This is a genomic window from Arthrobacter oryzae (genome assembly GCF_031454875.1).
GTDB classification, from domain to species: Bacteria; Actinomycetota; Actinomycetes; order Actinomycetales; family Micrococcaceae; genus Arthrobacter; species Arthrobacter oryzae_D.
Window position 1 is genome coordinate 126,911 of the sequence record NZ_JAVDRQ010000001.1, and the last position, 22,435, is coordinate 149,345.

Sequence of the window (22,435 nt, forward strand, 5' to 3'; positions counted from 1 at the left end):
CTACCCCCAGTGGCCCTTGCCGGACGTGACCCCCAGCGGAGCCGTCCGGCCAAGGTCCAGTTGATTCTTTACCATCAGCCAGGATGCCCCTGACAGACCTATGAAAAACGGAAGAAGCAATGCAAAAACCGGGAAAGACATCGAGTCGAAAGTTCCCGACGTTACAGTGGCAACCAGCCCGGCTGCCCCGGCGGCCGCACTCAGCAATTTCAGCTCGTTTCCCGCTGCGTGCCGCGCGGCGGTGAGAGCGGACAGCGCAGGAACCAGCAGATAGGCAATCAGTGCAATCAAGCCTGCGATGCCCATGGTCACAGCCACCAGCAGGTACTGGTTGTCGAAAATGTCCTTTGGCTGTGCAGGGATCCACGTGCCGGGACCGGTTCCGAACAGGGGCCGGTCGGCGACAAGCCGCAGCGCCAGCGGATAATCGTCCGTCCTGTACGTTATGGACGAATCGGAACTGCCGGCCGTAGTGGTGGCGAACATGGTGCTGATCAGACCGGGCACTGCCACGAACAGCCCGGCGGTGCCCAGCGGCACGATGACGGCGGCCCACAACTTGGCAGGCCGGGGCAGGAAGATGACGGTGACCGCGAGGGCGATCACAAGGCCTATGAGGCCCGAGCGGGAAACGGTGATTGCATTCGCGACGACGAACAGCCCCACCACTATCCACTGAAGTCCCTTCCGGCCCTTGGGATCGTGAAGTGCCCGCCAGACGGACAGCGGGAGCAGCATTGCTGTGACGACCGCCAGTTCGATGGGGTGCAACGTGGTGCCGGCCACGCGCATCAGCGCGCCGCGCGCCTGGAAGGCGCTGGCGTTTCCATTCTCGACGAATCCGACCATGAAGACCTTGAACCACTCCATCGGGTTCAGGTGCAGAGCGAACTGGGTAATTGCCACGACGCAGCAGATCGTTCCGCCCGCCAGGACCCAGCGGACCAGCACCCTGGCATCGTTTAGGGTGCGCACCGATTCGGTTGTCACAAAGGCGATCCCTGCCGCTGCAATCACCAGCAGCATCCAGCGGTCCGCCGCTGCGCGCCCTATGACTGTGCTCGCCCCGCTGAGACCTGTAAAAAGATGGGCATAACTAAGGCACGAAGCCAGCAGCAGCAACAGGATCCCGGCGCGTCCCGGATGTCCGAACGAAATCGGATCGTGCAGGCCAAGAACCGCTGACACGGCCCAGAGGACGAACAGCGCAAGCGCCAGGAGTTCCGGCACACTGCCGCTTGCCCCGACCGGTGCCAGGACCATGTAGGGAGGGAAGACCATCACCGAGAACACCGTGGCCTTGAGCAGCCACGGTGGCCCGGCTGTCGTCCGTCCAAGGGGAGCCTGCAGATCAGCGAAGCTCATTGGTTCGGCTCTCCCGGTACGGTCCCGCGGCTGCTTTCGTCGCGTTCCCAGCCGCCGAAACCCGCAGCTCCTTGGCGCCCCGCGACGGCGAATGCAAGGTAGATGGCGGCGTTGACGGCCGAGAGCGGGCCGCGTACGGAACGCACCACTTCCCCGAGAGTCGTCCGTGCGGTGCTGTGTTGGCGCCTGGGACCATTCTGTTCGGCGTTGCCGCGATAGACGCGGTGCAGGACGGCCAGTTGCGCGGCCAGCGTGCGCGGCGGCCGGAACACAACCGGTTCTACGTTCAGAACGGCCTTCTCCTCCGGTGTGAAGAGACGGTCGATAAAGAGATCATCGGCGGTGAGGTCCGGAAACTCGTCAAAGCGCGCGTGCCCCTGCTCGGAGAGCGCATACACGCCGCCGGCCCAGAGGGCCTGACGGGCGGAGGGAAGGCGCAGCCTCGTCCGGTAGTAGGAATGTATGAAGGGATGGGCGCCCTCCAGGTCGTAATGCACGGGCGGCCGGGCCGCCAGGGGTCCTCCGGGTACAAGGGCAGCGAAAACCTCCCGCACCGCTGACGGGCTGATCTGCACATCCGCGTCGAGGTACAGTCGGGGCCAGCGGGTGGCAATGGAGTCGCCGGCGTTGAGCGCGGCCGTTTTGGATGCCTGGTCCAATGTCAGGACGGTCACGCCTTCGAAGCTACGGGCGATCCCGGAGGTGTCATCGTCGCAACCATTGCAGGCCACGATCACTTCGATCTGTCCGGCCGCCGCCAGCGAAGCCAGCGGGGTAAGCGTCCGGGCGATCACGCGGGACTCGTTGTGCGCCGGGATGATCACGGAGCCGCCCGGGAAATCTGCGGGACCGGTGTCCGTCGTGGGGCCCGGAAGCGCGGCCCAGCTTTCCTCATTAAGCAGGGTCCGCAGTGCACCCCTGTGGTCAGCTTTCCAGCACCGCAGTAGCTCGGACAGAATGACTGCACCGTGAAAAACCGCGGCGTAGGCCGGTGAATGGTACTTGCGGACGTAGCGGACACGGTTCACCGAAAGCAGGGCAGTCAGGCTCGGCGAGGTGCCGGAACCACCCCCGGCATGGGTCATGACGGCGGCCGGTTCGTACCAGACAGTCGCACCCAATGTCCGCAGGCTCCGGAGGAAATCGGTCTCCTCCGAGTAGAGGAAGTAGGACTCGTCCCAGGGAATGGCATCTGCCAGGTTGCGCCGGATCATCAGGGCCGCACCGGTGGCCCACTGCACGGGATGCGGATGGGCATAGCTTTCCGGGTTCAAGTCAGTACCGGCAAGCCAGCCGGGCCTGTTTGGGATACGGGATCCCAGGACTGCGTCACCCAAAGCAGTGGTGATGCCCGGTTCACGGTAGAGCGAGGTGCTCGTTTCGCCCCGCCCGTTCAAGAGGCGTGGGACAACCGCCCCGGCACGGGATGAACGCAGCCGGCCCATCATGGTCAAGAGGCTGCCGCGTTCCAAAGTGAGGTCCGGGTTGAGCACTACTACCGTGGCGGCGTCCCCGGCCCGGCGCATGGCGGCATTGATGCCGGCGGAATAGCCAAGGTTGCCGCCCGTTCCAAAGGCGATGACGTCGGGGTGCCTGCGGCGTACCTCGTCCAGGGTTCCGTCTCCGGAGGAATTGTCCGCGACCACCACGCGCAAGGTCAGGTCAACCGTTTCGGCCCGCAAGCTCTCAAGCAGGGTACCGATGGCCCCGCGGCTGTTATAGGTGACAACAATGACGACGGCGTCCGCTGACCGTTCGGGCCCAGTGAACCTGCCGGGAGTACGGGGCGCCGGGGCGGCGGATGGCAGGCTTTCGGCCAGCACCGGTGGTACAGCACAGGATGCGGTGCGCAGTTTCAGGTACGCCGGTGGGCCGTCGATGAGGTAGCGGCCCGCCAGCCGCTTGGGTTCCAGGGCCAGTCGGTACCCCCATTCGAGTCCGTGGCTGCTGGCCCATTGAGGAGCGCGGTGAACCCTCCCCGCCAGGAAGTCCACCGCTGCGCCGAAGGCCAACAGGACGGCGGCACCGGTCAGGGCAGCGTAGTGGTCGATCCAGAGTTCCTGCCGTGGCTTGCCGAGCCCTACGTACAGGATCTGGGTGCCTGCGGCTGCGATGTCTGCGGCGATTCGCCCGGAGTCGCTTACCGACGCCAGTTCCTCCCGGCCCGGAGACCACATTCCGGAGACCCGAAGCCGCGGATGCTCCGCCGCGATCTTTTGCGCGAGCAACCGCTGGTTCTCCGTTGACCCACCCAGGAAGCCCACCCGGAGCCCCAACTGCTCGGCCCGTTCCAACAGCGGCGATGCAAGGTCGCTCCCCGCCAGCCGCGGCCAGCGGTTCCCGGTTAGCCGTTGGGACTGCGCCACCAGCGGGGCGCCGTCGAGCAAATAAAGCCACTCGACGGTACTCGCCGGATCGGCGTGCAAGGTGCCTTCCCACCGGGCACCGGCACCGAAGTGATGCACATGGTCCAGGTTGACCGAGGCGACACCGAGCGGCGGCATCCCCTGCTGTCCGGCCCTGGCCAGAATCAATTCCAGGGCAGGCTCCGGATCCATCAGGTCAACCGGGGTTCCACCCAGGATGACTTTGTTGGCCCTCAGATTTTCCACGGTGCCTCACTAATACGCTTCGACGGGCACGAGCTGCCCGTTGGTTTCGAGATAGCGGCGCCCGGTGGCGGGGCAGAGCCAGCTGCCGCCGTCGTCCTGTTTGAGCGGGTGCCCGGCTTCCCCTACCCAGCCCATCTGCCGGGCGGGCACGCCGGCCACCACTGCGTAGGCCGGCACATTCCGCGTGACAACTGCTCCGGCTGCCACTGTGGCCCATTCACCGATGACCAACGGGGCGACACAGACCGCGCGGGCACCCACGGAGGCGCCTTTGCCCACGGTGACGCCGACGGCTTCCCAGTCATCGACTCCCTTGAGTACACCGTCGGGGGTGATGGCGCGCGGGTGCAGATCGTTGGTGAGCACGGCGGCGGGGCCGATAAAGACGCCGTCGGACAGCCGTGCCGGTTCATAGACCAGGGCGTAGTTCTGGAGTTTGCAGTTGTCGCCCAGCTGCACAGCCGGACCCACATAGGCGCCGCGGCCAATGTTGCAGTTGGTGCCCAATGCGGCGTCTTCACGGATCTGGGCAAGATGCCAGATCCGGGTCCCGTCGCCGATCGATGCAGTGTCCGCCACGTCAGCGGTGTTGGCGATCGTGATCATGTCGCTCCTCCCGGAATCTGTTGGTGATGAATCGGCGCCTGGCAGACTCTGGGTTGCCCGACGCCGCGGGCGCACCACCCGGGCCACCAGGGCTCCTAGCAGCGCACCAAGCGTGTTATTTACGACATCCCGCAGGCTCGCGTGACGCTCGCTCAGCAGGAGGAACTGGACGGACTCAATGGCGGCTGACGTCATGAGGCCCGTCGCAACGGCCAGCCACCAGCGCCGCCGGGAGACGAACTGGGTCACCAGCAGGCCAATGGGCATAAAGAGCGCAACGTTGGCCGCGCCTTCCACGTGGCTATACCGCAGTCCGGCGGTGAGGTCGTACTGATGCAGGGCAGCCAGGACGTCTTTCAGGAATCCGGCCAGCGGGCGGTCCACGGGGGACGGCCAAAATGCGATGCCGGCGAGCGCGGCTATATAGATGCCAAAAAGCACCACCAGCATTCTCCGGCGTGCAGGTGCACTCATCGGCTCGCCTCCGCACGGAGCGCGGCCATGACCTGGCTGGCGGTTTCCCCGCTGGTCACGGAATTCGACTGGATGTGGACGGCGATATCGGTGGGCCCGAAAGCCTCGATGAACTGGCCAACCCGGGCCCCCGTTAGCGGGGCCGGATCCCAGTAGCTATGGCACAACGTGGACGGTTCCGTGAAGGCAACCTGCTGCTCGCTTCCAAAATGACGAACATAGGTGCCGTAAAGAATGAATTCACTGAAGTGCAGCTGGGCCGAGATGGCTGTGGCCCAGGACTTTCCCGTGACTTCTTCGACCCGGGCCAGGCAGGTGCTGACCAGCTCCGGATCCCAGGTAACGATTCCGCCCACATAGTCCGTATAGGCAGGACCTTCCGGGTCGGGAAGCCCCAGCAGCCGGTGTGCCGTCCGGGTCCACGTCACATGCCGGTCCATGTCACCGCTGATGGCGTTCGGCTTCTCGAAAAGCCGCACCGTTCCGCTCCGGAGGAACAGTTCGGCCGGCATGGGACGTACCAGTACGACGTCGGAGTCAATAATCACTACGGCATATGCGCCAAGCTTCGGAGCTGCTGAGAGCTTTAGCACCTGCTGGAGCACCCAGCCGCGGACGGGGGGCCACGGCCGGCGGAGGTTGAGTGCGCTGAACCGCACCATGGACGGCAGGAACCGCAGTTTTTTGACGACGGCGGCAAGCCCGTCCGTTGCGATGAACCCGGCCGGGAGGAAATCGGATTCCGGCCACACCCGCAGCCGGGGAGACTCCAGGGCCCTGAACAGCGGCAGGTCACGCCGGGGCACAATCACATGATGGGTGACGGACGAGTCCGTGAATTCAAGGACGGATTCATGAAGCTGGACCAGGCGGTCGAAGTCGGGACGGAACGACGGCGTCAGGATGGCGATGGTGTTCATGCTTTTACCCCTTTGGTAGACCTACGGACGCGCACAATGACGCCCGTGCCTTGGCCGCGGCGCGAGGGTCGTTTCAGCGCTGCGGCCAGCTCACCGAAGCTGCGGATGGTCAGAAACGGCCGTTCGCACAGCAGGAAGAACACATAGGCGACACCCAGTGCCGCGGGGATGCCCAGCACCATCAGCGTCCAGAACGCCATGGCATCGCTGAGGCCGGCGGCATGCACCACGTGGACACGGAGCAACTCCAGGACTAGGGCATGCACCAGATACAGGCTGAAGGCGAACTCGCCGACGAAGGCCAGCGGCCGTGCAGAGAGTAGCCTGGCCAGCCCGCGCAAGCGGCCCTGGGCCAGGGCGTTGAAAAGCGCAGCGGCGGCACCGCCCACGGCCAGATCCACCCAAAAGTACTGCGACACAATCCACTCGGAGCCGGCCAGGGCTGCCGCGGTCAGGAATCCGGCAGTCAGGGCTGCCGCGATGACCACGCTCGAAGCTGCCCAGCGGCCGCGGATCGCTAAGTGGGCTGACGCCGCCCCGGCAACAAACAGCACCAGGAAAGCGGGCGTGAAGCGGTCGAGAGCCGCAAGGGCCGGCAGGAAATAGCCCCCCACGTGCAGTCCGGCCACCAGCAGTGCCACGGCGGGCAACGTCACCTTTGTGCCGTACCGCCGGAAGCATAGGAGCACCAGGGGGAACAGGAAGTAGATATGCCATTCGACGGCGATGGACCAAAAGACGCCGTTGGGGGGCGTGTTTCCCACAGCGTCCTGGATCAGGAAGAAATGGACCACAACATCCTTGGCCGCGACGGGGTCTCCCGAGGGTGAGCCGATCAGTCCCGCCACAATCAGGAGCACTGAAATTGCCAGGGCCGCCCAGTAGGGCGGTACGATCCGCCAGAAGCGCCGGCGCATGAATCCCCAGGCACCGTCTTTCAGCCTCATCCCATGTCCGGCCGGTGAGAGCGTTAGCGAGAAACCGGAAACCACGATAAAGACGGACACTGCCAGATGGCCGTACACCATCCAGTCGGTCAGCCACGGCCCGCTGTTGCCCGGATATCCGCCGTAGCTCATGAGCCAGATGTGGTGAAGGACCACAAAGAAGGCGGCCAGGGCGCGGACTCCGTCGAGCCATTCCACGCGACGGGCGGGCGAAGCCGGCTGGACGGCCCGGACGGCCCGTCCAGGAGCTCTCTGGTCGGTCATTGGGACACCCCTGACATCTTCAGCGCAACTTCCGCCTGAGCGATTGCCCAGCTTGGTCCCGGGTGGGCGGAGGCACGCGCGGAGCGGTCGATCCGGCCCGGATCCGTGACGACTGAGCTCAGGGCCAGTGCGAGGGAAGCCGGACTGGGTGCCGCCCAGACCGCCTCAGGATTGGTGAGCACCGAGCGTGAGAATTCGTGGTCGTTGAGAACGGCTATGTTTCCCGCGGCGAGCATTTCCGCAGCCACCAGCGTGATGTTGGTAAAGGAAAGAGCCAGGCCCGTAAGGGTGCGGTTGTACAGCGCACTCAGTTCGCTGGCAGGCAGCATGCCGTGCTGCGTGACGGGAATTCCCCATCCCCGGACCTGGGACCCGAAAATGTGGATATCCTGCTCCGGATGAAGCCGGTGGAACTCGCGAAGTGCCAGCCGGCCCAGATCATAGCCGCGGCGGTCCGTGTCCGGGCGGGCGAAGAAGACGACGCCTGAGCGGTCGCCTGTGTTCGTCCGCCGGTAACCTCCTGCGTCGCTGCCGAACGGTATGACGTGGGCGTCGACGCCGACTTCCCGCCTCAGCGTGCCGGCGACCATCTCCCCGAGCGCGAGATGGGTGAAGCCGAAGCGGTAGCTGTCCTCGGCAAGGGCATACAGTGAGCCCCGCGGATAGAAATACGGTTCATAGTCCTGGATGAAATAGTAGGCGCCCAGTTGCGATCCGCTGGGGGCACGGGCGGCCAGCACATGCGCGGTCTCCCAGGAACTCGCCACGCACGCATCGAAGCCGCCAAGGACAGCCGGCATTTCGACAATATCGGCGGCCAGCTCCGGCCAGCTCCTCCTGATGACTGCACAGTGGCGCTCCATGTCCCCATGGTGGCGGTTGTACAGCAGAATGGTGCAGCGGTGTCCCCGCTCTTCCATTCCGCGCACCATCCGGAACAGGGTGGTGTGTCCGCCGGATCCGGCACCGGGAGGAGTGCATAGCCAACCGATTCGCTGCTCGCCACTGGCGGGTTCGCGAAGCGGCAACACCGACCGCGCCGCGGGAAAAATATCACCATCGTCGAGCGGGAAATCCAGGGTCCTGAGGTCCAGCCTCTCGCTCAATGCGCTGTACAGCCTGCGGACAGCCCGCTTTGTCGTATCCGCGGGTCCCCGCGCCCTGGTCCTCATCACTATCTCCCGGAGGCCTATGTGCGTCATCATGACTGCCTTTCCGTGCCGGAAACCACGCCTGCCAGCTCCTGGTCTTCCAGGAACGGCCGCGGCGGGAGCGGCAGCTTCGAAGTGTTGCCGGCGCCGTACCACCGCAAGGGTGCTGACACCTGCGCCGGAAAATCGCCGAGCCACGCTTTGGGACCGTTTGCGCCGGCCGCTGATCTGTAGACGCGTGAAAGTTTCCGGGCCATGGTGCGGAGTCCGAAATTCTCCGCGGCAAAAGTCCTGCCAAACCGGCCCAGTTCCTCGCGCAGCTGCTCACTCTCCAGCAGAGGACGCAGACATCCCAGCAACTCGCCGTCGGCGTCGGTGGAGGGCACATTGCTCCAAAAACTGTTGCGATACAGGGCCGCGGCGTTGCCTGGCCTGAACGTCCGGAACTGCCCCAGCTCGCCCGAGACAATAAGCGGCTTTCCGAACGCCAGGCCCCGCGCCGCGGAACCGCCCATGCCAATGACGACGTCAGCAGCCGAATATGCAGCCCTTGGATCGGACGCCGGTCCCGTCATGATCACGGCCTGACGGCCTTGTCGCGCGTTGATGGCTGCGGCCTGCTTGTTCAGGCGCCCTGCGGCGGTCCCGGTTCCCACTACGAGAAGGACGACGGCGGGATGGGACAGGGCATCGATTGCCCGCATCGCGACTTCGACAGTGAATGACTTCATTTCTTCGTCCAGGCGGCTGACGATCACAACAGCCGTCTGCTCGGATGTGACGTTGTGGGCATCCCGGAAGCTTGCGCCGGAAACCACGTCCGGATCGTCCCTGTCCAGGTCGACAGGGGGGCTAATCAGCTCCGTGGGGCCGGGCCGGGCCGCCTGTTCTTCGTGCAAGTACTTCGTCCCGACGATCAAGCTGGCCCGCTCCTGAACTGCCGTACCCATTTCCATCTCGTAAACGGTGATCACCAGCGGCCTTGTCCCTAACCGGCACGGCCCCCAGTAGGCAGCCCGGTTGAAGCCGGTGCTGTACACATGGACGATGTCCGCCCTGTGCCGCGAAGCCAGACGCGACAGGGTGTGGGCACCCGTCAGTGTCGTCGCCCCGCGAATTTTCAGGGATGCCCGGTCGTAGGTTTCCAGCCTCACTCCCCGAGCAGCGGCAACGTCCACAAGAGACGGACCGTGGGAAGGCAACGTGTCCGTCGGCCCGACGACCACGGATTCGAAGCCAAATTCAACGGCCGCCGCGGCCAGGTCCACAGCGTTAATTTGTGTACCTCCAAGGCCGAGATGATTCACATGCACCAGGACGCGCTGCATTACAGTCCCCCTTTTTCTTTTGCGTAAGCGAAGACACCGCGTTGCCCGCTCGCAACGCGCCGCTGGGGGAGCAGCTCCAACGACAGCGGAAGTGTCCAAAGCGTGAAGACAACTGCCCCGATCAAGCCACCCAGCACGAGCCTCAACGGCGCTGCCTCAACCGCGCTTGTGGCCAGGCCGGCGACAACGGCAGCCGCGATGGCGCCCGATGCCGGACGGACCAGGGCACGGAGAACACCCGCGGCTCCGGCGCCGATGCTCCGCCGGAGGGCCACGAGGTAGACCGGCAGCGTGACTGCCAAAATGACCGCGATGTGCGCGGCCCCGACGCCGACGAGGCCACCTGACGTTACGCCGAGGGCCAAGGCGGGAAGCAGCGCCACGAGAGCCAGGGCCTGAACGGCGAAAAGGACTCCCGTCCGGCCCACAGAAATGATGATGTTGGCAAAGAGGAGATTGAGGACGAAAACGGCCCCGTAAATGGAGAGCACCGTCAGCACCGGACCGCCGGCCGCCCATGTGTCCCCGTAGATGGTGACTATCAGTTCAGTCCCGAAGGTTGCCGTGAAAGCCGCGATCGGAAAGGCAAACAGGGCCACGGTGCGAACCGCTTTGGCGAGTGCGGCCCGGGTGTCTCCCCCGTCGCGCCGGATGGTCGAAAACGCGGGGAGCACCATGGAGTTAAGCACCGTTGCAATGACGGCGGCGGACCAGTTGGAAACATTGAACGCGAGCATGTAAATGCCGACGTCCGCCGTCGACATGAACTGGCTGACGAAGACATAGTCCACGTTGAGGAGCACCTGGCTGAGAAGGTTGGCCATGGCGAGCGGGATGCCGAACCTCAGCAAGGGCATCAGATACTTCATGTCCAGCCCGGGCAGGTACACCTTGCGCAGGCAAGCTGCAATGACCAGGCCTGTCACCAGCTGTCCCGCCACCCGCGACCAGGCAAAGGCACTTGCGCCGTCACCCAGCAAAGCCAGCAGGACCAGGACTGCGCTGCTCGCCGCAAATGAGACGACGCTGGCCCAGAAAAGCACGTCCTGGCGGAAGTCGCGCAGGATCTGTGCGCCCGGCACCGCGAAGACGCCGATTAGCGCGACGTTGATCGCGAGAATCCGTATCGTGCCGGCCACCTCGGCCGAGCCAAGGGCCATGGCGAGCTGCTCGGCGAAGGCTGCCATTGCCGCTGCGAGTGTGAGGCTGAAGCAGAGGGAAATCGTGGCCACTGTGGGGGCGATCTTGTCGATGTCCAGGTCCGTCCGCGCGATGGCGGACGCGACTCCGAGTTCCGCCATCGAGGTCAGGAAGGCCTGCACCACCATGGCCAAGGCAAAGATACCAACCTCTTCGGGGGCAACAATCCGCGCCACTACAGCCATCACGGCGATATTGCTGAGCCGGAGAAGAACAGTGCCGCCGGCATTCCAGAGCACTCCTCCGCGGACCCGCTGGGTGAGCGGGTCCGCTCCAACGCCAACCTCCGGAGCAGCGCTCTGCGAAGAATCCAACACGGGTAACCCTGCACCCGGTGCGCTGTGTGCCTGTGTCATGGCCGCTCCATGGCGGCGAGCAGCTGGCCGATGACGTACTCCTGCTGCCGGGCGGTGATGTGCGGGTAGATCGGCAGGGAAAGCATGGTTGCCGCGGCTTCTTCGGCGATGGGAAATGATCCGCGGCAGAAGCCGAGGTTCCGGTAGGCGCGGCTGAGGTGCATCGGAACCGGATAGTGGATGCCGGCGCCGATCCCCGCACCGTTGAGGGCGGCGAGGACCCGGTCGCGGTCCAGGATCCGGATGACGTAGAGGTGCCAGACGTCCACGTTGCCTTCGGCCGTGCGTGGCAGCACAATGCCGGGGACATCCCGGAGCATCTCGGAATAGCGGGCGGCGGCCTCCCGCCGTCGTTCGTTCCAGGCCGCAAGGCGGCGCAGTTTGGAGTTGAGCACCACGGCCTGGATGGTGTCCAGCCGCGAGTTCATGCCGATTGCGTCATGCTCGTACTTGACGGAGCTGCCGTGGGCGCCCAGCAGGCGGACGCGGGCCGCTATCCCGTCGTCGTCCGTCAGGACCGCTCCGGCGTCACCGGCAGCTCCGAGGTTCTTGCCCGGATAGAAACTGGTTCCGGCCACGCTGCCCAGGGTCCCGGCGGAGCGCCCGTGCCGGGATGCGCCCTGGGCCTGCGCGGCGTCCTCGACGATGACGGCGCCGCAGCCGTGGGCGGCTGCCTTGAGCTTTTCAACGAACGCGGCCTGCCCGAAGAGGTGCACTGCCACGATCGCCTGCGTCGCTTCGGTGACTGCCTCGCTGACCCGCACGGGATCGATGAGCAGGTAGTCGGGGTCCACGTCGACGGGCACCGGAGTGGCCCCGATCCGGCTCACGGCCTCGGCCGTGGCGATGAAGGTGTTGGCCGGCAGGATGACCTCCCCGCCGGGCATGACCCCGGCCGCGCGGAGTCCCAACTCCAGCGCATCCGTGCCGTTGGCGACGCCGACGCAGTGCCGGGCACCCACGAAACGGGCGTAGGCCTGCTCGAATTCGGCAACCTCGGGGCCGCCGATGAAGGAGGTCCGCGCGAAGACCTCCCGGATGCCGCTCTCCACTTCCTCGGCGATTTCCTGCTGTTGCGCGCCGAGGTCAACGAGGGGTACGGACAGGGGGAAAGTGGGTGAAATGGTCATCGTCCGCCTCCTGAAACTGCAGCCGTTTGCATGGCTCGCTTGATGGCCCGCGCCGGAACTCCGGCCCAGGTCTGGCCGGCCGGAACGTCGGCCAGCACCACGGCCCCCATTCCCACGGTGGCGCCGGCACCGATGACGGTCCGTTCGCGCACACTGGAGTTCATGCCCAGGTACGCTGCCTGTCCCACCCGGACGCCGCCGCCCAGCGATACGCCGGCGGCAAACGTGGCAAAATCTTCCACCACGTCGTCATGGGTGAGGGTCACACCGGGCATCACCACCACATGGTTGCCAACGGTGACGCCGGCTGTGAGAGTGACATGGCCGAGCAGGATGTTGCCGCGGCCGATCCGGCACCCCTCCGGGAGCCGCACCGAGGCGTCAACCACGGTGGCGTAGCGCCTGTCAGGGAACCCGAGTCCGGCAAGCCTGGCTACTATTCCGGCCCGCCCGCTCCCTGCACCGACACAGACCACCACTTTCGCATCGGGATAGTTGAGCGCGTGGCTGACCGGTCCCAGGATGTGCGAGCCGTCCATCCTGGTGCCCGCCCTGCCCGGATCGTCATCCAGGATCCCCACGACGTCGAACTGGCCGCTGTCGCGCACTGTGGCGAGGACTTCGCGGGCGAGCCCGCTGGCGGCGATGAGAATGAGGTCAGCCACGGTTCCCCTCCATGCTTGCCAGCCGAATGGACCGGAGCACCCGGGACTGCTCGCCGGCGGTCAGCTGGTGGTAAACCGGCAGGATCAGGGTGTTGTCCGTCAGCCGCTCAGTCACGGACAGATCAGCGAGGCCGCTGTCCCGCCCGGCGTACGCAGGCTGCCTGTGCGCTGCCATGATCCCGCGGCGGGCTGAGATGCCGTCGCGTGCCAGGCGCTCCAGGAGCTGCTCCCTGCTGAGGGGGAACGAAGGCAGGACCTCCACCCAGAACGACTGGAAATTGCTCGTGCCGTAGCTTGGGTCGCGGACAGGGCGCAGCCCGTCAACCCGGTTCAGGGCAGCCTGGTAGCTGGCCACGATATACCGGCGGCGTGCCACGGCCTCGCCGAGCCGCCCCAGCTGGACCAGCCCCACTGCGGCCTGCATGTCGGTCATCCGGAAGTTGAATCCGGCTTCGAGATATTCCTCCGCCGGGGCCAGCAGGGCGGCATGGCGGTCATTGGCCGAAACGCTCATGGCGTGTTCGCGCAGCCTCCGCGCCCGGCCGGCCCATTCCGGGTTCGCTGTGGTCAGCATGCCGCCCTCGCCGGTGGTCAGGATCTTGCGGGGGTGGAAGGACCAGGCGGCCAGCTCTGCGCCTGCTCCGACGGGACGCCCCCGGTATGTAGAGCCCGCCCCGCAGGCCGCATCCTCGATCACCGTGATGCCCAGCGGGTCGCACAGGGTCCGGATGGGGTCCAAGTCCAGGGGCATTCCACCCTGGTCCACGGCGATAACAGCCTTCGTGGAGGGGGTGAGCGCGGCGGCAATGGTCTCGGCGGAAACGTTGCCGGTTTCCGCTTCGATGTCACAGAACACCGTCCGTGCACCGACGTACCCTGCGGCGTTGGCCGTTGCTATGAAGGAGAAGGACGGCACCACCACGTCGTCGCCGGGCCCGACGCCAGCCACCTTCAGCGCCAGGTGAAGTGCCGTGGTGCAGTTGGAAACCGCGACGGCGTACATCGCCTGTTGGGCGGCGGCGAAGGCTTCCTCGAACCGCGCCACCCGTGGGCCCTGCGCCACCCAACCCGACGCGATCACCTCGGCGACGGCTTCGGCTTCTTCGACGCCGAGCCACGGTTTCATGACATTGATGCGGCCCAGCGCCCGATCCTGGCTGATGGTCACCGCACGCCTCCCACCCGGGCCGCGGCGATTTCGCTTCGCAGCGGACGCCACCACTCCACGAGTTCCCGAAGCCCGTCCTCAAGTCCGGTGTCGGCGGTGAAGCCAAGGTCAAGCCGGGCGGCAGAGGTATCCGCGAGGCGGCGGACAACGCCGTTGATGGCCCGGTCGGGACCGTGCTCCACCTGCAAGTCGGAATCCATGGCCCGCAACAGTGCCTCGGCGAGTTCCAGGAGGCTGGTCTCTTCCCCGCTGGCTACGTTGTAGACGCCTTCCCGGGCGCCGCTGCCTGCGGCGAGGATATTGGCGCGGGCAACGTCCCGGGTGTGGATGAAATCCATGGTCTGCCTGCCGTCACCAAATATCAGCGGCGGCTGCCCGTCCGCGATGCGCTCCATCCAGCGCACCAGCACTTCCGTGTAGAGGCCGTGGACGTCCATCCGGGGTCCGTACACGTTGAAGTAGCGCAGCAGGATGTAGTCCAGGCCGGTCATTGCGCGGAAACTGCGGGCCATGCCCTCGTTGAAGGACTTCGCCGCGCCATAGAAGGTGTCGTTGTTGTGATGGTGGTGGCGTTCCGTGGTGGGGAAATCCTCCGCCATGCCGTACACCGAGGCGCTGGAGGCAGCCACCAGCTTGCCCACGCCGTGGTCGGCTGCGGCCTCGAACACGTTGAATGTGCCGTCCACCAGCACTTCCAGGGCCAACCGAGGTTCCTCGGCGCACTGCGTGATCCTGATGGCCGCCTGGTGGAAGACGATGTCCTTGCCGCGGGTGAGGTCGTGAACCAGGTCCCGGTCGCGGAGATCCCCTTCGACCAGTTCCACCCTGCCGCTCGCCACCGCATCATCGAGATTGGCGCGGCGGCCGCGGACCAGGTTGTCCAGTACGGCTACCTGCGCAACGCCGGCGGTGATCAGATGGTCAACAAGGGTGGATCCGATGGTGCCGGCGCCGCCGGTGACCAGGACCCGCGCACCTTGGAGCGTGCTCATCGCAATCCCTCCATCTGTGCTTCGTTGCCTGTGACGGCTACCGACTGACCGTCGCCGCTGAGGCTGCGGCTGACCGCTTCCAGCACTGACAGCACCCTCAGGCCTGAGGCCCCGCTGGTCCGTGCGGGGCGCTGATGCCAGATGCTGCTGGCGAATTCCGCCACCATCTGGCCGAGGGCCTCGTGTTCCGGCAGGGCGGGCGACCAGGTGTCGCCCAGCCGGTACGAAATAGCGAACGCCTTCTTCTCCGCCGGTGACCGGTATTTCCGGTCAAGGCTGACGCCGCGGTCGTAGACACTGAGCCGCTGCTGCGGATTCAGGTCGTCCCAGACCAGGGTCCGCTGGGAGCCGCCCACCACCATCTGGCGGATCTTGGTGGGGCTAAGCCAGTTGACGTGCACGTGTGCCATCGCGTCATTGGGCAGCGCAAAGGTCAAGTGGCCCACGCAGTCCCGTCCGGTGCCCAAGGGATCAGCGCCGTGGGCCGCCACTTCCACCGGCCGAAGGCCGCCGGGCAGGATGAAGTCGATGATGGACAGATCGTGCGGGGCAAGGTCCCAGAACACGTCCACGTCCGGCTGGACAAGCCCGAGGTTGATCCGCACGGAGTCGATGAACAGGATCTCGCCCAGGGAGCCGTCCGCGATGAGTTCCCGAATTTTCAGGACAGCGGGCGTGTAGCAGTACGTATGATCTGCCATCAGGACCAGGCCGCGGCGCTCAGCCTCCTCGACCATCTCCACGCCTTTGGCCCTGCTGTCCGCGAGTGGCTTTTCCACCAGCACGTGTTTGCCTGCCCGCAACGCCGTGAGGGCGATGCCGTGGTGCGTGTGCGCCGGGGTGGCAATGGCCACCGCATCGACGTCCACCGTGTCCAGCAGTTCGTCAACGGATTCGCAGACCGGAACACCCCCGTTCGCTGCTGCGAGCTTGGCGGCGCGGTCCCGGTCCATATCCACGATCGCGGACAGTTTCCAGTCTGGGCTGGCCTTGAAATTGCGGGCAAGATTCGGCCCCCAGTAGCCGGCGCCGATGACGGCGGCCCGTAAAGGTGCGGCGGAAGCCAATAGGTCTAGATCCCTGCGATAGGACTCTTGTGACGCATCCATGTCTGTCCCCTCTTCTTAATACGCGCCCGAAGGCGTGCACATTGCTTTGAAGGTCCGCCACATGATGATGACGTCCCCCATGATCGACCAGTTTTCGACGTAGTAGAGATCGAGGCGCACGGCCTCGTCCCAGGGCAGGTCGGAGCGGCCGTTGACCTGCCAGAGGCCGGTGATTCCCGGTTTGATGAGCAGCCGGCGGTGGGTGTGCCGTTCGTAGGCCTCCACCTCGCGCTGCAGCGGCGGGCGGGGGCCCACCAGGCTCATCTCGCCGGTGAGGACGTTCCAGAACTGTGGCAGCTCATCCAGCGAGTAGCGGCGCATCCAGCGTCCGCAGCTGGTCACCCGCGGATCGTTCTGCATCTTGAACAGCACGCCGGAACCCTCGTTGCGCGCCATCAGTGCGGCCAGTGACGCTTCCGCGTCCGTGACCATGGAGCGGAACTTGATCATCCGGAACGGACGGCCCGCTTTGCCGACGCGCTCCTGCTTGAAGAACACCGGACCCGGGCCGTTCCGCCTGACGATGACCGCGAGGGCCAGGAAAAGCGGTGACAGCAGGACGAGTGCCACGGAGGCGCCCGCGATGTCCAGGAGCCGTTTGAGCACATGCTTGCCGCCGCTGTATTGCGGCACGTCAACATGCATCAGCGGCAGTCCTTCCACCGGCCGCCAGTGGATCCGCGGCCCGGCAACGTTCGTCAGGGTGGACGCCAGGACGAGTTCAGCGCGATGCTCTTCCAGCCGCCATCCCAGCTCCCGGATGTATTGGTTGCCCCCCGGTACCGGCCCCGCCACGATGACTGCCTCGGCACCGTACTTTCCTACGGTCCGGACAACGTCGTCGGTGGAGGACAGCACCGGAATCCGGCGGCCGTCGACGTCGAGCGTCATGCCCCGGCGGGCTCCCGGGAGTGCCACCCCGAGGATTTCGTAGACCGCACCGGTCTTCTTGGCGATCCGCCCGAGCACGTAACGGACATCGTCGGGCTCGCCAATGACTATTGCCTTCACCAGGAACTGGCCCTCGGCCTGTTTCCGGTTGTACCAGCGGCGGGCAAACCACCGGTTTCCCACCAGCGCCAACAGTCCCAGCGGGAATGACGCCACATAGAATGCCCAGGCCGGTTCAAGGCGGAACACCACCAGGAACACGGCCAGCAGGCCAAAGACCCGGGTGGTGGAGACAGCAACACGCTTGTATTCGCTGGAGCCGACGCCAAGGACTTTCGGGTCACGGGTGCGATAAAAATGGAGCGCACCGATCCACAGAACGGCAAGGCCGGCAGCCAACAGGGCGCCCAGCGCATTGTCGCGGCTCTCCGCGAAGGAGTGCCCGCCGTCGAACCGGATCACGTATCCGGTGAGCACCGAGACGACCACCACGAGGGAGTCGGTCAGGCGGAGGAAGCGCGCCAGGAAGCGTGACCACTCCCGGCCGGACAGCTTGCGTGCGGCCGGCCGGCGTTCCGGGCCGTCAGGGGAACCCCCGACGACGGCGGACGCGGCGGCGGCAAGCGGCGGACTGGCGATGGTCCCGGAGGTTCCTCCGGTACCCAGCAACCTCAGCACGAACGGGCTTGTTTTCCCCAGCTGGCTCACTGCAGCCCCCAAACACTAATGGCTGGGGGGCACCACGCGCAGGCAGACCATGTCGCCATTGCCTATCCCCCCGAACCTTGGTAGGCGGCACCGTTTGATGCCTTCCCCAATGAAAGCCGTGGGCCGGTCCCCGCGTCACGAGCGGCACCTACCCGGCTTTCTATGCACGCCGTTGAAGCTTTATGCGTGTGATACTCGGAGCGGCAGCTCGCCGTTAGGTGGGGGTCCCGGGAATTACGTGCAGCCCCGTCGGCCAGGGACACCCGGCCTACCCGAAGCCGGGACCGTCCGCGGTCCCCCAAAGGACTCCGAGTGATGGCCGCCGCCTCCTTGGAAGCAGCTGAAAAACCCCGCGAATTCAGCGATGCGGGCGTTTGAGACGTACCCGCAATCCCCCTGAAACAGGGCCGGGACATGATGTGAGTATGAAGCGCAAGGCACAGTCCCCCGAATCGGCCGACTTGAGCTGCGAAGTTTGCGGCCAGATGCCGGAACCTACAAAAACCCGCCTCACACTCGCGAATATCGCCGTTATGCTGCCGATTGAGCTTCTGGTGCACGCCGCCGTGGTGGAGACGCACCTCCCGTATTTCGCCAAGGTGCTGGTCCTGACCCTGACCGCCACGGTGCTGGTCATCTGGGTGGCCGAGCCGTCAGCCGCGCGGATGCTGAGAAGTTGGCTGCACGCTCCGGCCCTGCGGCACCGAAAACGGCTGAACACGGCACCGGCCCTGTGGCGCGCACGCGTAGTGCTGCGCGACGAACCCGGGTCGCTTCAGAAAATTACGCAGGCGCTGGCCCGGCTGGACACCAACATCCTCAGCATCCACATCCATCCGGTGGCCGGGGGCGTTATGGACGAGTTCGTCTTATCCGCCCCGGGGCAGCTGGGTGAGCGCGAACTGCTCGAGGCGCTGCGCGACGGCGGCGGCCGGCACGCCCATGTCTGGCCCACCACCGCCCTGGCAATGGCTGATGGCCAAACCAAGGCCCTGAGCCTGGCCGCCCGGATCGCCGGCAGCCCCGATGAGCTGCCGCTGGCCGTGGCCGAGCTGCTTTCCGCAAGGATCGTGCCTCCCTCCGTGGAAGGCCGCCACGAAACGCCGGCATCGGCCGACGCCGGGACGGTCCTGAAGATCCCGACGGCCTGGCATGGCCCCATCACGTTCTACCGACCCGGCGAACCGTTCACTCCCGCTGAATCGGCGCGCGCGCACCGGCTGGCCGAACTCGCCGAGATCCTGGCGCACAGCGACAGCCGGTAGCGGGGTCACCGCAGGACGTGCGGCGGCAGGACTGCGGAGGGCTCCGCGGGGGCAGTCACAATCGGTAAATAGGCTGACCGGCGGGCACGGCCGGGAAAAACCCTTGACAGTGGCGGGGGTCACTTCTATCTTTGATTTTGGGATCCCAAAACGGGATCCCAAAAGTGACCGTCTTCCCGGACCGCTTCCGCCACGTTGGCGGATCCTCAGATCCGTTCCGGGACAGTACGGCCGCCGCCCTATCCGGCCGCGGCCAGCCACAGCACCAGAGCCTTTCCCCTGCCCGCAATCTTCCCCGTGAAGGAGAAGCTGTGTCTCTTCCAAGTACCGAAACTTCCAATAGCAGTACCGAAAACCAAACCGCTGAAGGCCAAACCGGCAAGGACGGCGTGCAACGGCGCACCAACGTCCGCTGGAAGCTCTTCCTGCTGCTCCTCGTCCTGGTCGCCGTCAACTACATCGACCGCGGCTCCATCTCGGTGGCGCTCCCCATCATCCAGAAGGAATTCAACCTCGCCCCCGAACTCGTAGGCCTCCTGCTCTCGGCCTTCTTCTGGACTTACGCCCTCATGCAGATCCCGGTGGGCCTGCTGATCGACAAGTTCGGCCCGCGCAAGGTCATGACGGCCTCGTGCGTCGGCTGGGGTGCCGCCACGGCCGCCTCGGGCATGGCCGGCGGCTTCCTCAGCATGTTCATTGCCCGGCTCGGCATCGGCGTCACCGAAGCCGGTGTTATGCCCGCCGGCGGCAAACTCAATGCCATCTGGATGCACAAATCGGAACGCGGCCGCGGTGCCACCATCCTCGACGCCGGCGCTCCCCTCGGCGCCGGGCTCGGCGGCATCCTGATCGCCGGCCTGATCGCAGCCACCGGCAGCTGGCGCACCGCCTTCGTCATCGCCGGCGCCGCCACCGTGCTGATGGGCCTCGCGGTCTGGTGGTACGTGAGGGACAACCCGCGCCAGCACCGCGGGGTCAACGCCGCCGAAGCCGAGTACATCGAGGCCTCCCACGCAGCCGAGGACGCCGAAGCCGGGCTGGACGGCAGCAAAGGCAAACGGGCCCTGCTCCCCTACCTGAAGTTCCGTTCCTTCTGGGCCATGTGCTTCGGCTGGCTCGGTTTCAACGGCGTGTTCTACGGCCTGCTCACCTGGGGCCCGCTCTACCTCGCCCAGGCCAAGGGATTCGACCTGAAAACCATCGGCTGGTCGACGTTCGTGATCTTCGGCGCCGGCTTTGTCGGTGAAATCCTCGGCGGCACCATCGCCGACAAGTGGCGGGCAGCCGGAGCCTCGGCCAACCGTGTCATGCGGACGCTGCTGGGCATCTCCAGCGTCGTCGTGATCGGCGGCCTCATCGGGGTGACCGTCGTCGCAGACCCGACCACTGCCGTTGTACTGCTTTCCGTGGTGATGTTCTTCCTCCGCTGGGTGGGTCTCTTCTGGAGCATCCCGTCCATCCTCGGTGGCCGGACCAATGCCGGTGTCCTGGGCGGGGCGATGAACTTCAGCGGCAACATCTCCGGCTTCGTCACCCCCATCGCCGTCGGCCTGATCGTCGGCGCCACCGGCTCCTACACCTGGGCGCTGCTGTACTTCGTGGGGTCCGCCATCATCATGGGCGTCTCCGTCCTGATGCTTGATTACAACAAGCGCCTCCCCGTCTAAGCCGACCGGCTCCAAGCCGCCCTAAGCTAGGCATCGCAGCACCTCCTCCCGACGCCGGGAGCGCACTACCCCTCAAGAAACCGAATGGAGCACCATGCTTGCCGCAGAAGAAACCCAGGACAAGGAACGCCCCCTCCGCGAGACCGTCCGGGATACGCTCCGCACCAGGATCTTCGAAGGGCACTACGCTCCCGGCACCCGGCTGGTGGAACGCGACCTGGCAGCAGAGTTCAACGTCTCCCGGCTGCCGGTCCGCGAAGCGCTGCGGATGCTGCGCCAGGAAGGCCTCCTCAGCGACCGGGGAGCCCGCGGCGCCGAAGTCAGCTCACTCAGCCCCAAGGACGTGGAGGATCTCTTCGATGTCCGGCAATCGTTGGAGGTGCTTGCCTGCCGCCTCGCCGCCGTCCGTGCAACACCGGATGACCTTAACTACCTTTCCGGGCTGCTGGACGAAGCCGAACGCTGCCTCGCCAAGGGCGCCGTTATGGAGGCCCACCGGGCGAACAGCGAATTCCACGACGCCATCACCCGGATCGCGGACAACGGCTTCCTCAGGTCCGCCCTTGAACCGCTCCAGGGCCGCATGCACTGGCTGTTCCGCCACGTCAGCGACCTGCCCGAACTGATCCAGGAACACCGGGAACTCTACTGCGCCATTGCCAGCGGCGACCCGGACCGTGCCGCCGCGCAGTCGGCGTCGCACATCGGCAAGTACCGCGAACAGTTCCCCGACGACTTCCAGAAAACAGAACCCGCTCTTCACCGGAAGAAAAAATGAAACTCCTTGTCATCAATCCCAACATCAGCGAGGACGTCACGGCGCTGATCGAATCGGAAGCCCTGCGCTCCGCTTCGCCGGGCACCGAACTGGTGGTCCGCACCGCCGGGCACGGCGTCGAATACATCGAAACCCGCTTTGAGTCCCTGATCGCCGCCGGCGCCGTGGCCGAGATCATCGCGGAGTACAGCGGCGAGGTGGACGGCGTCGCGGCCTCCCGCGCGGGCCGCATCGGCGGCGCGCCCATCGACGGCGTCGTCGTTGCCGCCTTCGGCGATCCCGGCATGCCGGCGCTGAAGGAACTCACAGACATCCCCGTCATCGGCATCACCGAGGCCGCGCTGTGCGCCGCCGCCCTGCAGGGCCACCGCTTCTCCATCATCGCCATCTCGGACCGGATCCGGCCCTGGTACCTGGACTGCGTGGAACGCTTCGGCCTCGGTGGCCGGCTGGCCTCCATCCGCTCCATCAACGAAAGCCTCAACGGCATCGGTTCCGTGCAGCAGGACTTCAAGGAAACGCTGCTGGCACTCAGCCGGCAGGCCGTCGCCGAGGACGGGGCCGACGTCGTGATCCTCGCCGGTGCGCCCCTCGCCGGGCTGGCCCGCGATCTCCGGGGCCAGATCCCGGTTCCGGTGGTGGACGGCATCTCCGCCGGCATCCGCATGGCGGAGGCCGTCGTCGGACTGCACTCAGGCGCGCACCGTGCCGGAGCGTTCGCGCCGCCGCCGGCCAAAGCCCGCAGGGGCCTCTCCGAAAACCTCGACGCCGCCCTAGCGGCTGCCCAGTCCGCATCCGCCGCTTCAAAAAACGCAGCCTCATAGAACCAGGAGGACAAT

Annotated in this window: 18 protein-coding genes and 1 pseudogene; 4 read left to right on the plus strand and 15 right to left on the minus strand. The window is 65.9% G+C overall.

The genetic code is table 11. From position 1 onward, the window contains the following. The 15 genes and pseudogenes from J2805_RS00590 to J2805_RS00660 all read right to left on the minus strand — a co-directional run bounded on the left by J2805_RS00590 (position 1) and on the right by J2805_RS00660 (position 17,886). A complete protein-coding gene (locus tag J2805_RS00590; RefSeq protein ID WP_309967598.1) occupies positions 1–1,365 on the minus strand; it encodes an O-antigen ligase family protein in 1,365 nt (454 codons plus the stop codon). Beyond that, positions 1,362–3,977 carry a WecB/TagA/CpsF family glycosyltransferase gene (locus J2805_RS00595; protein ID WP_309967600.1) on the minus strand — a complete coding sequence of 872 codons (2,616 nt, stop codon included), beginning with the start codon at positions 3,975–3,977 and terminating at the stop codon, positions 1,362–1,364. Before J2805_RS00595 ends, J2805_RS00590 begins: the two co-directional genes overlap by 4 nt. Before the next feature lie 9 nt (positions 3,978–3,986). Then, positions 3,987–4,583: an acyltransferase gene (locus J2805_RS00600; RefSeq protein WP_309969045.1), complete on the minus strand. Its 597-nt coding sequence runs from the start codon at positions 4,581–4,583 to the stop codon at positions 3,987–3,989. Between the two features lie 84 nt (positions 4,584–4,667). Continuing rightward, positions 4,668–5,057: pseudogene (locus tag J2805_RS00605) on the minus strand (VanZ family protein); the annotation flags it as partial. Continuing rightward, the gene (locus J2805_RS00610; protein ID WP_309967602.1) at positions 5,054–5,977 is read right to left on the minus strand and encodes a DUF6492 family protein; all 924 of its coding nucleotides are present in this window, start codon (positions 5,975–5,977) and stop codon (positions 5,054–5,056) included. The gene J2805_RS00610 and the pseudogene J2805_RS00605, both read right to left, overlap by 4 nt. Further along, positions 5,974–7,188 (minus strand): acyltransferase family protein, encoded by a 1,215-nt coding sequence (locus J2805_RS00615; RefSeq protein WP_309967604.1) that lies wholly within the window; start codon positions 7,186–7,188, stop codon positions 5,974–5,976. Before J2805_RS00615 ends, J2805_RS00610 begins: the two co-directional genes overlap by 4 nt. Continuing rightward, the gene (locus tag J2805_RS00620) at positions 7,185–8,393 is read right to left on the minus strand and encodes a rhamnosyltransferase WsaF family glycosyltransferase (protein ID WP_309967606.1); all 1,209 of its coding nucleotides are present in this window, start codon (positions 8,391–8,393) and stop codon (positions 7,185–7,187) included. Before J2805_RS00620 ends, J2805_RS00615 begins: the two co-directional genes overlap by 4 nt. After that, entirely contained in the window at positions 8,390–9,667 is a 1,278-nt protein-coding gene (locus tag J2805_RS00625; RefSeq protein WP_309967608.1) for a glycosyltransferase, read from the minus strand. The genes J2805_RS00620 and J2805_RS00625 overlap by 4 nt, the downstream gene beginning before the upstream one ends. Beyond that, positions 9,667–11,223 (minus strand): oligosaccharide flippase family protein, encoded by a 1,557-nt coding sequence (locus tag J2805_RS00630; RefSeq protein ID WP_309967611.1) that lies wholly within the window; start codon positions 11,221–11,223, stop codon positions 9,667–9,669. Before J2805_RS00630 ends, J2805_RS00625 begins: the two co-directional genes overlap by 1 nt. Further along, positions 11,220–12,353 (minus strand): DegT/DnrJ/EryC1/StrS family aminotransferase, encoded by a 1,134-nt coding sequence (locus J2805_RS00635; protein WP_309967614.1) that lies wholly within the window; start codon positions 12,351–12,353, stop codon positions 11,220–11,222. Before J2805_RS00635 ends, J2805_RS00630 begins: the two co-directional genes overlap by 4 nt. Next, positions 12,350–13,018 (minus strand): NeuD/PglB/VioB family sugar acetyltransferase, encoded by a 669-nt coding sequence (locus tag J2805_RS00640; RefSeq protein ID WP_309967616.1) that lies wholly within the window; start codon positions 13,016–13,018, stop codon positions 12,350–12,352. The genes J2805_RS00635 and J2805_RS00640 overlap by 4 nt, the downstream gene beginning before the upstream one ends. After that, entirely contained in the window at positions 13,011–14,186 is a 1,176-nt protein-coding gene (locus tag J2805_RS00645; RefSeq protein WP_309967619.1) for a DegT/DnrJ/EryC1/StrS family aminotransferase, read from the minus strand. Before J2805_RS00645 ends, J2805_RS00640 begins: the two co-directional genes overlap by 8 nt. Then, on the minus strand, positions 14,183–15,178 hold the full coding sequence (locus J2805_RS00650) for an NAD-dependent epimerase/dehydratase family protein (protein ID WP_309967622.1): 996 nt from the start codon (positions 15,176–15,178) through the stop codon (positions 14,183–14,185). The genes J2805_RS00645 and J2805_RS00650 overlap by 4 nt, the downstream gene beginning before the upstream one ends. Then, positions 15,175–16,287 carry a Gfo/Idh/MocA family protein gene (locus tag J2805_RS00655; RefSeq protein ID WP_309967625.1) on the minus strand — a complete coding sequence of 371 codons (1,113 nt, stop codon included), beginning with the start codon at positions 16,285–16,287 and terminating at the stop codon, positions 15,175–15,177. Before J2805_RS00655 ends, J2805_RS00650 begins: the two co-directional genes overlap by 4 nt. A 15-nt stretch (positions 16,288–16,302) precedes the next feature. Next, positions 16,303–17,886 (minus strand): sugar transferase, encoded by a 1,584-nt coding sequence (locus J2805_RS00660; protein ID WP_309967628.1) that lies wholly within the window; start codon positions 17,884–17,886, stop codon positions 16,303–16,305. A 425-nt stretch (positions 17,887–18,311) separates the two neighbouring features. Between J2805_RS00660 and J2805_RS00665 the strand changes: the two genes are divergently transcribed. From J2805_RS00665 to J2805_RS00680, 4 genes are all read left to right on the plus strand, one after another. Then, entirely contained in the window at positions 18,312–19,151 is an 840-nt protein-coding gene (locus tag J2805_RS00665) for an ACT domain-containing protein (protein WP_309967631.1), read from the plus strand. Positions 19,152–19,462: 311 nt separating this feature from the next. Continuing rightward, complete coding sequence (locus J2805_RS00670; protein WP_309967634.1) at positions 19,463–20,818, plus strand: MFS transporter; 1,356 nt, start codon at positions 19,463–19,465, stop codon at positions 20,816–20,818. 94 nt (positions 20,819–20,912) lie between these two features. Next, a complete protein-coding gene (locus J2805_RS00675; protein ID WP_309967636.1) occupies positions 20,913–21,596 on the plus strand; it encodes a GntR family transcriptional regulator in 684 nt (227 codons plus the stop codon). Next, on the plus strand, positions 21,593–22,420 hold the full coding sequence (locus J2805_RS00680) for an aspartate/glutamate racemase family protein (protein ID WP_309967639.1): 828 nt from the start codon (positions 21,593–21,595) through the stop codon (positions 22,418–22,420). The genes J2805_RS00675 and J2805_RS00680 overlap by 4 nt, the downstream gene beginning before the upstream one ends. The last annotated feature ends 15 nt before the right edge of the window (positions 22,421–22,435 follow it).